Origin of the sequence: Streptomyces sp. NPDC058246 (genome assembly GCF_042881985.1) — a bacterium.
In the GTDB taxonomy this organism is placed as follows: Bacteria; Actinomycetota; Actinomycetes; order Streptomycetales; family Streptomycetaceae; genus Streptomyces.
In genome coordinates this window covers 145480-160171 of record NZ_JBHVWZ010000014.1, presented here as the reverse complement: position 1 = coordinate 160171, position 14692 = coordinate 145480, and the positions used below count along the sequence as shown (strand labels likewise).

General features: G+C 71.6%; 14 protein-coding genes and 1 pseudogene. 4 read left to right on the top strand and 11 right to left on the bottom strand.

Annotated elements, in window-relative coordinates; genetic code table 11:
- Positions 1-5: 5 nt before the first annotated feature.
- Positions 6-668 carry a DsbA family protein gene (locus ACFVXA_RS21850; RefSeq protein ID WP_362018111.1) on the top strand — a complete coding sequence of 221 codons (663 nt, stop codon included), beginning with the start codon at positions 6-8 and terminating at the stop codon, positions 666-668.
- A gap of 3 nt (positions 669-671) precedes the next feature.
- On the opposite strand, the gene ACFVXA_RS21845 is transcribed toward ACFVXA_RS21850, so the two are convergent.
- The 10 genes from ACFVXA_RS21845 to ACFVXA_RS21800 all read right to left on the bottom strand — a co-directional run bounded on the left by ACFVXA_RS21845 (position 672) and on the right by ACFVXA_RS21800 (position 11089).
- On the bottom strand, positions 672-902 hold the full coding sequence (locus ACFVXA_RS21845; protein ID WP_383906071.1) for a hypothetical protein: 231 nt from the start codon (positions 900-902) through the stop codon (positions 672-674).
- On the bottom strand, positions 902-1999 hold the full coding sequence (locus ACFVXA_RS21840) for a glycerophosphodiester phosphodiesterase (protein ID WP_390026073.1): 1098 nt from the start codon (positions 1997-1999) through the stop codon (positions 902-904). The genes ACFVXA_RS21845 and ACFVXA_RS21840 overlap by 1 nt, the downstream gene beginning before the upstream one ends.
- Before the next feature lie 202 nt (positions 2000-2201).
- On the bottom strand, positions 2202-3623 hold the full coding sequence (locus ACFVXA_RS21835) for an FGGY family carbohydrate kinase (RefSeq protein ID WP_390026071.1): 1422 nt from the start codon (positions 3621-3623) through the stop codon (positions 2202-2204).
- 44 nt (positions 3624-3667) lie between these two features.
- Positions 3668-4708 (bottom strand): 2-hydroxyacid dehydrogenase, encoded by a 1041-nt coding sequence (locus tag ACFVXA_RS21830; RefSeq protein ID WP_362018119.1) that lies wholly within the window; start codon positions 4706-4708, stop codon positions 3668-3670.
- Positions 4705-5901, bottom strand: a complete 1197-nt coding sequence (locus ACFVXA_RS21825; protein WP_362018121.1) for an ABC transporter ATP-binding protein — start codon at positions 5899-5901, stop codon at positions 4705-4707. The genes ACFVXA_RS21830 and ACFVXA_RS21825 overlap by 4 nt, the downstream gene beginning before the upstream one ends.
- A 23-nt stretch (positions 5902-5924) precedes the next feature.
- Positions 5925-6734 (bottom strand): DeoR/GlpR family DNA-binding transcription regulator, encoded by an 810-nt coding sequence (locus ACFVXA_RS21820; RefSeq protein ID WP_362018123.1) that lies wholly within the window; start codon positions 6732-6734, stop codon positions 5925-5927.
- Positions 6731-7834 (bottom strand): ABC transporter ATP-binding protein, encoded by a 1104-nt coding sequence (locus tag ACFVXA_RS21815; protein WP_390026068.1) that lies wholly within the window; start codon positions 7832-7834, stop codon positions 6731-6733. The genes ACFVXA_RS21820 and ACFVXA_RS21815 overlap by 4 nt, the downstream gene beginning before the upstream one ends.
- A complete protein-coding gene (locus ACFVXA_RS21810; protein ID WP_362018126.1) occupies positions 7831-8709 on the bottom strand; it encodes a carbohydrate ABC transporter permease in 879 nt (292 codons plus the stop codon). Before ACFVXA_RS21810 ends, ACFVXA_RS21815 begins: the two co-directional genes overlap by 4 nt.
- Positions 8706-9662 carry a carbohydrate ABC transporter permease gene (locus ACFVXA_RS21805; protein WP_390026066.1) on the bottom strand — a complete coding sequence of 319 codons (957 nt, stop codon included), beginning with the start codon at positions 9660-9662 and terminating at the stop codon, positions 8706-8708. Before ACFVXA_RS21805 ends, ACFVXA_RS21810 begins: the two co-directional genes overlap by 4 nt.
- A gap of 5 nt (positions 9663-9667) precedes the next feature.
- The gene (locus tag ACFVXA_RS21800) at positions 9668-11089 is read right to left on the bottom strand and encodes an ABC transporter substrate-binding protein (RefSeq protein ID WP_389468432.1); all 1422 of its coding nucleotides are present in this window, start codon (positions 11087-11089) and stop codon (positions 9668-9670) included.
- Positions 11090-11251: 162 nt separating this feature from the next.
- Between ACFVXA_RS21800 and ACFVXA_RS21795 the strand changes: the two are divergent.
- The 3 genes and pseudogenes from ACFVXA_RS21795 to ACFVXA_RS21785 all read left to right on the top strand — a co-directional run.
- Positions 11252-11614, top strand: a pseudogene (locus tag ACFVXA_RS21795) (FGGY family carbohydrate kinase); the annotation flags it as partial.
- Between the two features lie 6 nt (positions 11615-11620).
- The gene (locus tag ACFVXA_RS21790; protein WP_390026130.1) at positions 11621-13183 is read left to right on the top strand and encodes an FGGY-family carbohydrate kinase; all 1563 of its coding nucleotides are present in this window, start codon (positions 11621-11623) and stop codon (positions 13181-13183) included.
- The gene (locus ACFVXA_RS21785; protein WP_383906090.1) at positions 13180-13806 is read left to right on the top strand and encodes a histidine phosphatase family protein; all 627 of its coding nucleotides are present in this window, start codon (positions 13180-13182) and stop codon (positions 13804-13806) included. The genes ACFVXA_RS21790 and ACFVXA_RS21785 overlap by 4 nt, the downstream gene beginning before the upstream one ends.
- A gap of 136 nt (positions 13807-13942) precedes the next feature.
- On the opposite strand, the gene ACFVXA_RS21780 is transcribed toward ACFVXA_RS21785, so the two are convergent.
- Positions 13943-14584, bottom strand: a complete 642-nt coding sequence (locus tag ACFVXA_RS21780; protein WP_384397759.1) for a superoxide dismutase — start codon at positions 14582-14584, stop codon at positions 13943-13945.
- Between the last annotated feature and the right edge of the window lie 108 nt (positions 14585-14692).

Sequence of the window (14692 nt, the reverse complement as noted above, 5' to 3'; positions counted from 1 at the left end):
GAGCCATGTCCGAGACCGCGACCCCCTCCGCCAAGACCCCCGTCGACTTCTGGTTCGACCCGCTGTGCCCCTGGGCCTGGATGACCTCGCGCTGGGTCCTTGAGGTGGAGAAGGTCCGGGACATCGAGGTCCGCTGGCACATCATGAGCCTCGCCGTGCTGAACGAGCCGAAGCTGGACGAGCTGCCCGAGGAGTACCGGGAGCTGCTGTCCACCAAGGCCTGGGCCCCGGTCCGCGTGGTCACCGCCGCCTGGCAGAAGCACGGCGACGACGTCCTCGGCCCCCTCTACACCGCGCTCGGCACCCGCGTGCACAACCAGGGCGAGGGCCCGACCCGCGAGGCGATCGTCGGCGCGCTCGCCGACGTCGGCCTCCCCGCCGACCTGATCGACTACGCCGACCAGGAGGACTTCGAGTTCGACGCCGAACTGCGCGCCTCCCACAAGGAGGGCATCGAGAAGGTCGGCCAGGACGTCGGCACCCCGGTCATCGCCGTCCCCGGCGCCGACGGCGAGCAGATCGCCTTCTTCGGCCCGGTCGTCACCCCGGCCCCCAAGGGCGAGGAGGCCGCCAGGCTCTGGGACGGCACGCTGCTCGTCGCGTCGGTACCGGGCTTCTACGAGATCAAGCGGTCGCGGACGGCGGGGCCGGACTTCAGCAACCTGTAGGTCTCACTTCTCGGCGGCCTCCTCATCGCGGAATTTCTCGGGGAGGCGGTCGCTGTCGCTCTTGTTGAGGTGGCGGTAGTAGGAGAGGCAGCCTTTGGCGGTGCAGCGCCAGAGGTTGTCCACCTGGTGGCGGTCCCCCTTCTCGGAACGGATCGCCGCCTTCTCCTCGTCGGTGAGAAGCCGGAAGACCTGCATGGTGCCGCAGGTCGGGCAGTCCAGAGTGCGCGTCCTCATCAGTACCTCCTCGCGAGCGCCGCCAGGTCCGGGAAGTCGGTCACCACCGCGTCGACCCCCAGCCTGTAGTACAGCGCGTACTCCGCGAACGCGTCCCCGAAATCATTGGCTCCGCTACCGCGCCGGAAGTCCGCGGGCAGGAACTGGTTCTCCGCGCGGAAGGTGTACGGGCCGATGCGCAGGCCGGCCCGGTGGGCGTCCCGCACGAGCGTGGTCGGGGTGCCCAGGCGGCCGTCCGTGCCGACCGGCACGACCGACGTCTTGTCGGGGCCGATCCAGTCGGCGTACTCCGCGATCTTCGCCAGCCCCGTCGGCGTCATCATGTCCTGGTACGTCGTCGGGTCCCCGGCCGAGACCAGGTCGTACGGGCCGCCCGTCGTACCCAGCGCCTGCCACAGCGGGACGCCGAGTTCCTCCGAGGCGACGCGCCGCAGGCTCGTCGGCTCGAAGGACTGGACGACGCACTCGCGGGGGCCGAGGTGGTTGCGACGGATGGCGGCGGCCAGCTTCGGCTCCAGTTCCAGGCCGATCGAGCGGAAGTACGTCGGGTGCTTGGTCTCCGGGAAGACGGCGATCGTCCGGCCGTGCTCCCTGGACAGGCGGCGGGCGAGGTCCACCACCTCCTGGAAGGCGAGCACCTCGTGGCGGCCGTCGAAGACGGTGTTGCGGTTGCGGACCAGGGGGAGGCGCTCCACCGCCCGTAACGTCTTCAGTTCGGCGAGCGTGAAGTCCTCCGTGAACCAGCCCGTCACGCTGCGGCCGTCCACCGTCTTCGTCGTACGGCGGTCGGCGAACTCCGGGTGCGCGGCCACGTCCGTCGTCTGGGAGATCTCGTTCTCGTGCCGGACGACCAGGACGTGGTCCTTGGTCGGGACCAGGTCGGGCTCGATCCAGTCGGCGCCGGTCTGGACGCCGTAGGTGTACGCCGCCGCGGTGTGCTCCGGCCTCCAGCCGGCGGCGCCGCGGTGGCCGACGACCAGGGGGCCGCCTCCCTGGGGGCGGGGTGGCTCGGCTGCCGCCGGGGTGGGCGTGACGGTGACCGCGGCGCAGGCCGCGCCCGCGAGGAGAACGGAGCGGCGTCCGGGGTACGGGGTCATGCAACTTCCCTTCTGCGGTGGGTGGTTGCCGTGGTTCCTTCGCGGAGGTGCTGCTCGTCGGCCCGTCCGGCGTTCGAGGACGAGGCCGTCCAGACCGAAGCGGGGGGCTGGGGGCGGCAACCCCCGGATACGGGACGGGTAGGGGCGAAGGGGGCGGCAACCCCCGGACACGGGACGGGTAGGGGCGGAGGGGGCGAACAACTCAGTGGCGCGCTCGGCGTCGGGCCTCCGCCAGGTGGGCCAAGTGGTCCTCGTACGCCTTGGCGTAGTAGGCCGCCCGGGCCGGATCGGGGGTCACGATCGCCGTCGGCTGCGTCCACGCGGCCGTGTCGAGCGCGACCCCGTGCCGCGCGGCGGCGGCGAGAACGGCGCCCCGCGCCCCCACCTCCCCCTCCACCACCCGCAACGGCCGCCCCAGCACATCCGCCAGCAGCCGCATCCACGCGGGACTGCGCGTGCCGCCCCCGCAGACGGCCAGCGACCCCGTCAGCCCCGCGGCCTCCAGACAGTGGCGGGCCGCGTAGCCGATGCCCTCGCAGGTGGCGCGGACGAGGTCGGCGCGGGTCGACTCCAGGCAGACGCCGGTGAGTTCCGCGCGCAGGCGGGGCTCGACGAAGGGGGCACGCTCGCCGGAGGGGGCGAAGTAGGGGAGTACGCGGACACCGTTCGCGCCGGGCGGAGTCGCGGCCAGCAGCGCGTCCACCTCGTCGTGGTGGACGCCGGTCGTCGACAGGACCCAGTCGAGCGCCGCCGTGCCGACCATCGCGGGCATGGCGCGCAGCCAGTACCCGGCCCGGTCGGTCGAGATATGGAGACCTGCCGGTTCGCCGGTCAGGTCGAGGTCCGTCGTCCCCACCAGGCTGGCCAGGCAGGTGCCGACGATCAGCAGGCCGTCCCCCGGGGCCGTGACGCCCGCGCCGAGCGCGCAGGAGGGGAGGTCGTACGGGCCGTTGGCGATCGGCGTACCGGCAGGCAGCCCTTCGCCGCGCGCCCGCCCCGTCGCCGACGGGTCGCTCACCGGTGCCAGCAGCCCGCGCCGGTGGGCCAGACCGAGCAGCTCGACGACCCGGTTGTCATAGGTGCGGGTGCGCGGGTCGAGGAACGGCATCGACGCGTCCGACACATCCGTCGCCCGCACCCCTGTCAGCCGCTGGAAGACCATGTCCTTGCAGTACAGGGCGGTCGTCGCCGAGTCCAGCGCAGCGGGCTCGTAGCGGTCGAGCCAGGCCAGCAGCGGGCCCGGGCAGCCCGGGAACATGGCGCTTCCGGTACGTCGGAACACCGCCTCGAAGGTGCCGTCCGCCAGCCACTGGTCGACCAGTTCGTGTGCCCGGCCGTCCATCCAGGACGCGGCGGCCCGCACCGGCCGGCCCTCGCCGTCGACGAGCCACACCCCGTCGCCCTGCCCGGTGAGCCCGGCCAGCTGCACGGGGCCCGGCACGGCGGCCGTGAGCGCGGAGAGTACGGCGACCACCGCGCCGTACACCTCCTCCATGTCCTGCTCGACGAAGCCGCCGCGCAGGGTGAGGTCCACCGGCCTTGCCTGCACGGCCAGTTCGCGGCCCGTGTCGTCGAAGGCGGCGGCCTTCACCATGGACGTGCCCACATCGATACCGACGTACATGCCCCTCGGCCTCCTTCGGATCGGTCGTCTCACACCGGTGGGCCTCAGTCGAGGCAGTGTGCGGGCGGTTCCCCGCGGGTCCAGCGGCCCACCTCCGCCGCCGCGATCCGGGCGGCCTTCTCGGCCACCGCGCGGCTGGCGCCGCCCAGATGCGGTGTCATCAGCAGCCGTTCGGCCGCGGCGAGGTCGAAGAGGGGGGAGTCCGGCGGCACCGGTTCCCGCTCGTAGGTGTCGAGGGCCGCCGTCGACAGCTGCCCGCTCTTCAACGCGTCGCACAGCGCGCCCTCGTCGACCAGCGGACCGCGCGCCACGTTCACCAGGACCGCGCCGGGCGGCAGCAGCGCCAGCTCGCGGAAGCCGATCAGCCCGCGCGTCTCGGGGGTGAGCCGGGCGTGCAGGCTGATCACCCGGGAACGGCCGAGGAGTTCGTCCAGCGAGCCGACCCGCAGGCCGTGCACCTCGCCGCGTACATAGGGGTCGTACACCATGACCCGGGCCCCGAACGCGCCGAGTATCCGCGCGACCCGGCTGCCGACGGCCCCGTAGCCGACGAGTCCGACGGGAAGGTCCTCCAGTTCCAGACCGCTCCGCTCATACGTGTAGTAGGTCGCACCGCCGCCCCAACTGCCCTGCCGGGCCAGGAGATCGTGCGCCTGCGGGATACGGCGCAGCGCGGCGAGGAGCAGGCCGACGGTGAACTCGGCGGTGGCGGCGGCGTTGCGGCCCGGCGCGAAGCAGACCCGTACGCCGTGGGCGCGGGCCGCCTCCCGGTTCACGTTCACCGGGCCGCCCCGGCAGACGACCACGAGACGCAGCCGGGGCGAGGCGGCCAGCACCCGTTCGGTCACCGGTCCCATTTGGGTGACCAGGACGTCCGCGTCGGCGAGCGCCTCGATCAGCTCGTCCTCGGCGTCACTCGCCTCCTCGACCTCGGCGACGGCGCCGAAGGGTTCGAGCGGCCAGCCGAGTGTCAGTTCCCGTACGGACAGAGGATGTTCGCCGAGCTCGGCGCGGACCGCCGCCGTGATCAGCGACGGCAGGACGAAGTGGTCGCCGGCGGCCACCACACATACAGGCGCTGTCATCGCAGGGAGTCTCCCGTCTCGGCGTCGAAGACATGGGTGAGCGCGGGATCGGCGGCCACCCGGACCCGCTCGTCCCGCGCGAGCCGCACCTCGGGGTCGGTGACGACGACCAGCGGTCGTACGACCCCTTCGAGCGAGAGGGTGGCGATGCCCGACTCCAGGAGCGGCTCATGGGCGCTCACCCGGGCCGGAACCCCGCCCTCGCCCGGCATCCGGTTGCCCGGGACCCGGCCCTCGCCCGGCACTCCGTTGCCCGGGACCCCGCCCTCACCGGGCGCCCGTACCCCGCCCTCGCCAGGCCCCCCGCTCCCACCGGACAGGCGCAGGTCCTCCGGGCGGATGCCGATCACCACCTCGCGGCCCGCCGCCACCTCGACCGGAAGCGCGAAGCTCACCGTCTCCGAGAGCCGTGCGTGGCCGTCCCCCGTAGCGATCCCCGGCAGCAGATTGATCGCGGGCTCCCCGACGAAGTCGGCGACGAAGACATTGGCCGGGCTGTCGTAGATCTCGTAGGGCGTGCCGAGCTGCTGGATGACGCCGTCCTTCATCACGGCGATCCGGTCGGCGAGCGAGAGGGCCTCCTCCTGGTCGTGCGTGACCAGGATCGTGGTGTGCCCCAAGTCCCGCTGGATGCGCTTGAGTTCACGGCGGGTCGTGTCGCGTTGGGCCGCGTCCAGGTGGGACAGCGGCTCGTCGAGCAGCAGGACGTCGGGCTCGCGGATCAGCGCGCGGGCGAGGGCGACGCGCTGCTTCTGGCCGCTGGACAGTCCGGCGGGCCGGGCCTCCAGCAGATCGGTGAGCGCGACCCGTTCCGCGATCTCGGCGACCTTGCGGGCGATCTCCGCACGTGAGCCGCGCGCTCCGCGCCCGCGGGCCCTGAGCCCGAACGCCAGGTTCTCGGCGACGCTCAGCGGCGGATACAGCGCGTAGTTCTCGAAGGCCACCCCGATGTTGCGCGCCTGCGCGGGCCGCCCCACCACCGAGGCCCCGCCCACCAGGATGTCGCCGCCCGTCACCGTCTCCAGGCCCGCGATCATCCGCAGGGTGGTGGACTTACCGCACCCCGACGGGCCGAGCAGCCCGAGGAGTTCGCCGGAGCGCAGCTCCAGGTCGATGCCGCGCACCGCGTCCACCGCCGGGCGGCCCCTGGACCGGAATGTCTTGCGCAGCCCGCGCAGCACCAATGCGGCCATCCGCCAACCTCTCTGATGGAACGTCAGCCACCGGCTCCGGTGGCGCACACTTCGTACGGGACCTTGTGCTCGTCGAGATCGCGCAGCGCCTCCGCCGACGCCCCGTCGTCCACGAGGACCAGGTCGAAACGGGACAGCGGGACGACCCGGTGCAGCGCGACCCGGCCGAGCTTGGTGTGGTCGAGCAGCAGGACGGAGCGGGCGGCCGAGTCGAGCATGGCCCGCTTCACGGAGACGATGTGCTGCTCCTGGTGGTAGGCGTAGCCGCCGAAGACCGCCGACGTCGACGCGAAACAGAGATCGACGCGCAGCGACTGCACCGCCTCCACGCAGGACACCCCGAGGAACGAGGAGTGCAGCGGGTCGTAGTCGCCGCCCAGCGCCATCAGATGGATGCCGCGCCGGGCCGAGAGCAGATTGATCGCCTCCAGGAAGTTGGTGACGACCGTCAGCGGCGTGATCTCGCCCAGCCTGCGCGCTATCTCCAGCGCGGACGTCGAGTCGTCGAGCAGCACCGCCATGCCGGGCTCGATCATCTCCAGCGCGCGCTCGGCCACGGCCGCCTTCTGCGGGCGCATCGTCTTCAGCCGGTACTGCACGTTGGACTCGAAGACCCCGGACGGCTGCGCGGTCACACCACCCCTGAACTTCCGTACTATTCCCTGCCGTTCGAGCTCGTCGAGGTCCCTGTGTATGGTCATCAGGCTCACCCCGAAGCGCTCGGCCAGCTCGGCCGCCGTCGCCGACCCGTCCGCCAGCACCTGCTCGGCCATGGCCGCCTGCCGGACCGCGGGCCCTTGCTGTGCCCCACTGGTGTTACCGCTGCTGCTCATCGCGTGCTCGTCTCGATCCTTCGTCCCGGACGCTCCGGCCGGTCGGCCTCGAACAGCAGCAGGTTCTCAGGCCGTACGGTCAGCCGTACCGGATCGTCGGGACGCAGGTGTGTCGCGTCGCCGCGCGCCGCGACGAGCGAGACATGCTGCCCGCCCAGCCGCACGGTGACCTCGACGGCCCGGCCGAGCACCTCGGTGACGTAGACGGTGCCGGTGAGCTCGTGGCCGTCGCCATGAAGCGCGAGATCCCGGGGCCGGACCCCGACCAGCACCTCGGTGCCGGCGGACGCCCGCGCGCCGACCGGCAGCTCGACGGCCCCGTCCGCCGACCGGAAGCCACCCCCCTCGGTGATCGTCCCCGGCAGCAGATTGATCCGCGGCCGGCCGAACGCCTGGGCCACCTCCGTGTCGTGGGGCCGGTACCAGATCTCCTCCCGCGTCCCGGTCTGCACGATCCGGCCGTCCCGGATCACGCCGATCCGGTCGCCGAGGGCGAGTGCCTCGACGGAGTCATGGGTGACGTAGAGCGTGGTGGTGTGCCGCACGGCGCCGATCGCCTTGAGTTCGGCGCGCATCGACTGGCGGAGTTTGGCGTCGAGGTGGGACAGCGGTTCGTCGAGCAGGAAGGCGCGGGCCGGGCGTACGAGGACCCGGCCGAGCGCGATCCGCTGCCGCTGCCCGTTCGACAGCGCGCCCACCGGGCGGTCCAACAGCCCGCTGATGCCGAGGAGTTCGGCGATCGCACCGATGCGCTCGCGGGCCTCGGCGGCGGGCACCTTGTGCCGGGGCGAGCGCAGCGGGGAGGCGAGGTTGTCGTACGCGGAGCGGTGCGGGTAGAGGGCGTAGCTCTCGAAGCACATGGCCACGCCCCGGTCGTACGGCTCCACGCCGGTCATGTCGGCGCCGTCGAGCTCGACCGTGCCGGAGTCGGGTTCCTCGAGCCCCGCCACCGTCTTCAGGGTCGTCGTCTTGCCCGCGCCGGACGGTCCGAGCAGACAGAAGAACTCCCCTTCCGCCACCTCCAGTTCGAGCCCGTCGAGGGCCGGCCGCTTCCCGTACGCCTTGTGGATCCCGCGCAGAGCGATCGCCGGGGTGCTCATGACTTCACCGCCCCGAACGACAGCCCGCGCACCAGATACCGCTGGATCGTCAGCGCGAGCAGCAGCGGCGGTACGACGGACACCAGCGCCGCCGCGGCCGTCAGGTTGTACTTGGGCCGGTCGCCGCCGAGGAAGGACAGCGCGCCCACGGTCACGGTCTGGGCCTGCGAGGAGGTGAGGATGAGGGGGAAGACGAAGTTGTTCCAGGCGAAGATGAAGGCCAGCAGCGACACGGCCGCGATCCCGGGCCTGACCAGCGGCAGCGCGACCTTGAAGAAGGCCTGCTTACGGGTGTAGCCGTCGAGGAGCGCCGCCTGCTCCAGCTCCGGGGTCAGATCGGCGAAGTACGACCGCATGATCCACACGATCAGCGGCAGGGTGACGAGTTGCAGCACCCACACCATGCCGACGTAACTGTCGAAGAGGCCCAGCTTCTGGTAGAGCACGAACAGCGGGATGATCACGGTGAGTTCGGGCGCGAAGCGGAACGACAGCAGCGTGAACATCAGGTTCTCGGAGCCCTTGAAACGCCAGCGCGCGGACGCGTACGCCGCCGGGAGGCCGACCACGAGCGAGAGCGCCACCGCACCCACGGACACGACCAGGCTGTTGACGAAGAAGCGCACGAAGGGGATGCCCTCGCTGTCGCCGAGGACCGTCCGGTACGCGCCGAGGGTGGGCGTGAAGGAGAAGTAGGTGCTGAAGAGCTGGTTCGCGGGTTTCAGGGACAGGATCACCATCCAGGCGATCGGGAAGAGCGCGAAGACGAAGTAGAGGATGAGAGCGGCATCGGCCGACCAGCCCAGCAGGCGTTTCTTCAGGCCGGCTCGGGCACTTCGCCCGGGGCGCGCCCGGGTACCTCGCAGGGGGTTCACCTGGGTACCTCCGCGGCCCGGTTCTGGAGCTTGCCCAGATAGCGCACCAGCACCATCGCGGCCAGATAGACCACGGCCCAGAGCACGATCGTGTAGCTGATCCCGAACGAGTAGCGCTGGAAACGGATCGCCTCCAGATAGGCGCGGATCTGGAGCACCACCGTGGAGTCACCGGGCCCGCCCTCGGTGAGGGCGTAGATGATGTCGAACACCTTCAGCGAGTCCATGAACCGGAAGATCACCGCGACCAGGACGTACGGCCACAGCATCGGCAGCGTGAGCCGCCGGAAGGTGTACCACCAGCCGGCCCCGTCCACCGCCGCCGCCTCGAACGGGGAGGTGGGCAGCGAGCGCAGCCCGGCCAGGGCCAGGATCGCCACGAACGGCGTGTACACCCACACGTCCACCGCGATCGAGGACAGCAGCGCACCGGTCGGGGTGTCCGTCCACTGGACTCCGCCCAGACCGAAGGGTTTCAGCAGATGGTTGATCACGCCCACGGACGGCTGGAGCATCAGCTTCCAGATGATCGCGGCGATCACCGGCGCGATCATCAGCGGCAGGATGAGGATCTTCTCCAGCACCCGGCCGACGGCCGACGACCGGTGCAGCAGCAGGGCCACCGCCACCCCGAGCACGGTCTCGACGGCGGCGGCGCCGACCGCGTACAACACGGTCACCCAGGCGGAGTCCCAGAAGGCGCGCTGGGTGAAGACGGCCCGGTAGTTGTCGATGCCGATCATGTCGGGCTGCGGCTTGCTCGCCGAGAAGTCGAACAGCGTGTAGTAGAGACCGAGCCCGAAGGGATACAGGATTCCGCCGGTGAGCAGCAGGGCGGGCACGATCAGCAGGTACGGGCGCAGTCCGCGCCGCCAGCGCGGAACGGCCCGTACCTGCCGTGCCCCCTCCTCGCGAGAGGCCGCCCCGTGGTCGGTCTCCGTCAACGAGGTCATGGGGCTCAACCCACCTTGGCGGCGAGGTCGCTCGCGAGGCCGTTGAGCACCGACTTGGCGTTCTTTCCGCCGTAGATCTCCTGGAGCGAGGCCGCCCAGCTCGTCGTCGCGTCGAAGAACTGCTCCTGTGGAGTGAACTGGATCTTCGTCTGGTCGACGACCGTCTCGAAGGTGTCGATGAACCCTTCGAGGTGCCGCATCTTGTCCTTGTAGGCGCCGTCCTGGCTGATCGACTTCCGGACCGGGTCGATGTGGTTGTGGGTGATCGCGCCCTTGCGCAGATGCTCCTTGCCGGTCGCCCACTGGAGGAACAGCCAGGCGGCGCTCTTCTTCTTGCTCTTGGCGTTCATGCCGAGCGACCAGATCCACATGTTGGTGGCGAGCGACCCGTCGGGCCCCTTCGGCCCCGGATGGAAGGCGATCTTCCCGGACGCCGGACTGGCCCCCCGCACCGCCTGGAAGTAGGCGGCCGTGTCCGCGTCGAAGAGCATCCCGGCCTTCTTCGCGCCGAGGTCGCTGGAGCACTGGTACCAGGTGTACGACGTCCACGACGGCGGGCCGCCCTGCTTGACCATGCCCGCCCAGTCCTGGGTGAAGGCGATGGCCTCCGGGGTGTTCATGGCGGGCTTGAGCCTGCCGCCGGTCACCGTGAAGTCCTTGAGCCCGTTGCGGGCGTACATCGTCATGAAGCCGGGGTGGATGGTCGCCCAGCTCCGCGAGCCGCGCACCGCGATCCCGTACATCCCGTCGAATCCGGCGCCGGGCGCCTTCCTCTTGATGACGGAGGCCAGTTCCCGTAACTCGTCGAAGCTCTCGGCCGGTTGGAGGCCGAGCTTCTTGAAGACCTCCGTGTTGTACGCGACGACGTTCGTCTCCCAGCCCCACGGCAGCGCGTACTGCCCGCCCTGGCCGAGCGGCGCGCCCGCCTTCAGGGACCACTGGTCGGCCTGCAGGAGGTTCGGGAAGAAGTCGGCCTGGTCCCATTCGTCGCCGGTGGCCGAGGAGTTGTGCATCCAGGGGCCGAGGTCCTCCAGCCAGCCCGGCGGCCCGTACTGCCACACCATGTAGGCGCCGAGCATGAAGACGTCGTACGACGCGCGCCCGCTGGACAGGTCCACGGTGAGCTTGTCGAAGTAGTTGTCCTCGGGGAAGACGTCGTACTCGACCTTGATGCCGGTCTTCGCCGTGAACGCCTTGAGGTCGGCGATCAGCGCGTCCGTGTACGGGTGCTTGTTGAGCAGCGCCTTGACGGTCTTGCCCTTCTCCCGCTTCCAGTCGAAGGAGCCGGTGACGTCGGCGGCGGCCGACCCGTCGTTCTTCTTGTCGTCCCCGCCGAACCCGGCGCCGCAGGCGGTCAGCAGCGGGGCCGAGGCGGCCGCGGCGGTCAGCGCGAGGAAGCGCCGGCGGTCGTGCGCGTGCATGTCCATCCGTGACCTCCACGTCGGTTCGGTCCGGTCCGGTTAACACGTCGAGTCGACTCGTTAACAGAGGGTGTAACGGGAGGGGTTGACCGTCAATCCCTCGTGCAGCGGAAAATATCGGGGCAGAGTGAGAACTTCACATTCTGGGTCGCGACGTGGGAGGTCCGGATGGCGTACGACGCGTACGAGGGCGACGCGTGGCTGGGGGTCGACCTGGGCACGCAGAGCGTCCGCGTCCTGCTCGTCACGGCCGAGGGCAGGGTCCTCGGCGCCGGTGCGGCAGCGCTCACCGGGCGGCGCGACGGCCTCCGGCACGAGCAGGATCCGGGGGAGTGGTGGGACGCGGTGGGTACGGCGTCCCGCGCCGCCCTCGCCTCCCGCCCGCCCGGCGTGCGGATCGGCGGCCTCGCGGTGTGCGGCACGTCCGGCACCGTGCTCCTCACCGACGCCGAGGGGCGGGCGCTCACACCCGCGCTGATGTACGACGACGGCCGCGCGGCCGAGGACGCGGCGCGGGCCCGGCAGGCGGGGCTCCTGGTGCAGAACGGATGGGGGCTGCCGAAGGCGTTGTGGCTGCTGCGGGAGCACGAAAGCGCCCGCCCGACCCCCCGCCCGGACGCTCCGCCGACCCACGGGGCGGTTGCTTCCCTGGCTCAGGGGGTGGACGTTGGCCCGGCTCATCGGGCGGATGCTTCCCTGGGCCACGGGGCGGACGTTGGGCCGGCTCATCGGGCGGATGCTTCCCCGGGCCACGGGGCGGATGCCGGCCCGGCTCATCGGGCGGATGCCAGCCCGGCCCACGGGGCGGATGCTTCCATGGCCCACGGGGCGGACATTGGCCCGGCCCACAGGGCGGACGTTCCCCCGGCCCACCGGGCGGACGCTTCCCCGGCCCACGGGGCGGACATTGGCCCGGCCCACAGGGCGGACGTTCCCCCGGCCCAGCGGGCGGATGTTCCCCCGGCTCATCGGGCGGATGCTCCCCTGGCCCATCGGGCGGACGCCGGCCCGGCCCACCGGGCGGACGTTCCCCCGGCCCAGCGGGCGGATGTTCGCCTGGCGCACCAGGCCGATGTCATCACCGCACGCCTCACCGGCCACCCGACCCCCAGCGACTCCAGCCACGCCCTCAAGACCGCCTATGACCTGGAGGCCGACAGCTGGCCGCACGTGGTCTTCGCTGAACTCGGTCTGCCTGAGCAGCTGTTGCCCCCGGTCGTACGGCCCGGCAGCCGCCTCGGCGAGGTGTGCGCGGCCGCCGCCGAGCGCACCGGCATTCCGGCCGGCACCCCCGTGATCGCCGGGATGACCGACGGCTGCGCGGCCCAGATCGCCTCGGGTGCCCTGCGCGAGGGCTCCTGGAACGCGGTGCTCGGGACGACGCTCGTGCTCAAGGGGGTGTCGTCGGTCCCGGTGCGGGACGGCACCGGGGTGGTCTACAACCACCGGGCCCCCGACGGGAGCTGGTGGCCGGGAGGTGCCTCGAGCGTCGGTGCGGGCGCGTTGACGGCACGCTTCCCGGACGCCTCACCCGCCGCCATGGACAGGGCCGCCTCCGCCCACGAGCCCGCGTCCGTCCTCGCCTATCCCCTCACCTCACCCGGCGAACGTTTCCCCTTCCTCGCCCCGGACGCCACCCCCTTCGTCCTCGGCTCCCCCGGTTCCGACACCGACCTGTGGGCCGCGCTCCTCCAGGGCGTCGCCCTCACCGAGCGGCTCTGTCTGGACTATCTGCACCACCTGGGCGCCCCGCTGGACGGCCCGCTCACCTTCACGGGGGGCGCCGCCCGCAGCCCGTACTGGAACCAGCTGCGCGCCGACATCCTCGGCCGCCCCGCCCGCGTCCCCGAACAGACCGAACCCGCCCTGGGCATGGCCGCGCTGGCGGCCTACGGCACGGGCGCCGCCCCGACCCTCGCCGACGCCGCCGACCGCATGGTCCGCATCCGCGGGGTCCTGGAACCCCGCCCCGCCCGCACGGCACTCTTCGCGGACCCGTACGCGCGCTGGGTGGCTGAGCTGGAGCGGCGCGGCTGGCTGCCCGCTCCCGTCGCGGCGCACGCGCGAGCGCGCCTGAACCTGGATACTGCCGGGTCATGAGTACCACGAGCACCCGCGGTGCGACCCTGCTGCTGGCCCGGCACGGGCAGACCGTCTGGCATGCCGAGAACCGCTACGCCGGTGTGAGCGACGTCGCCCTCACCGACGAGGGACGCGCCCAGGCGGAGGCCCTCGGCCGCTGGGCCGCCGCGCACCCGGTCGACGCGATCTGGACGTCGACCCTCTCCCGGGCCGTCGCCACGGCCGACCCCGCCTGCCGCGCTCTCGGCCTCACCCCGCACCGTGAACCGGCCCTGCGTGAATGCGACTTCGGGGTGGTGGAGGGCCGTACGCTCGCCGAGTTCGAGGCGGAGAACCCGGCCCGCGCGAAGGCGTTCCGGGCCGACCCGGTGTCGTACCCCTTCCCGGAGGCGGAGGACCCGCGCACCGCCGCGGCCCGGGGCGCGGGCGCCCTGCGCCGCATCGCCGCGGCCCACCCCGGCGACCGTGTCCTGGTCGTCGCCCACAACACCCTCCTCCGGCTGGTCCTCTGCTCCCTCCTGTCCATCCCGCTGAGCGAGTACCGCCGCGTCTTCCCGCGGCTGGGCAACGCGGCGGTCAGCGAGATCCGCGTGACGGAGGGAGCGGCGGCCCTGCTGTCGCTCAATGTGCCCTGCGGGTGAGGAGGCCTCACCGATCGGTGGACCCCGGGAAGGGGGAGAGCCCCCGCGAGTCACGTCCTCGCGGGGGCTCTCCTTCCATCCGCCTGCCACGTGAAGGGTGAGAAGACGATCACGAGCAGGACGCTTTCCGCAGGGCTCAGGGGGTCAGCAGCAGCACGTCCGCTCGGGACGTGGCCGCCTCGTAACGCCGGGCCACGTCCTGCCAGTTGACGACCTGCCACATGGCCTCGATGAAGTCGACCTTCTGGTTCTTGTACTGGAGGTAGAAGGCGTGCTCCCAGGCGTCGAAGACGAGGATCGGCACCGAGCCCTGGCCCACATTGCCCTGGTGGTCATAGATCTGTTCGACGACGAGGCGTCCGCTCAGCGGCTCGTACGCGAGGACGCCCCACCCGGAGCCCTGCGTGGTCGCGGACGCCTTGGTCAACTGGGCCTTGAAGGCGCCGAACGAGCCGAAGGACTCCGTGATCGCGTCCGCGAGGCCGCCGACGCCGTCCGCGGCCAGCGGCTCGCCGCCGCCCTCGCCGGTCATGTTGTGCCAGTAGATCGAGTGCAGGATGTGGCCGGAGAGATGAAAGGCCAGGTTCTTCTCCAGGCCGTTGATCGAGCCCCACGACTCCTTGTCGCGCGCCTCCGCGAGCTGCTCGAGCGTGTCGTTGGCGCCCTTCACATAGGCCGCGTGGTGCTTGTCGTGGTGCAGCTCGATGATCTCGGGGCTGATCACGGGCGCGAGCGCGGAGTAGTCGTACGGCAGTTCAGGAAGTGTGTAGACGGGCATGGCGGGGTCCCCTCCGACCTCTTATTGCAAAGTACTTGCAAGTGCACGCTAGCAGCAAGAGAGTGGGGGTGTGCGCGGGGGCGCGCGAAGGGGCCGGCGGTGCCGGGG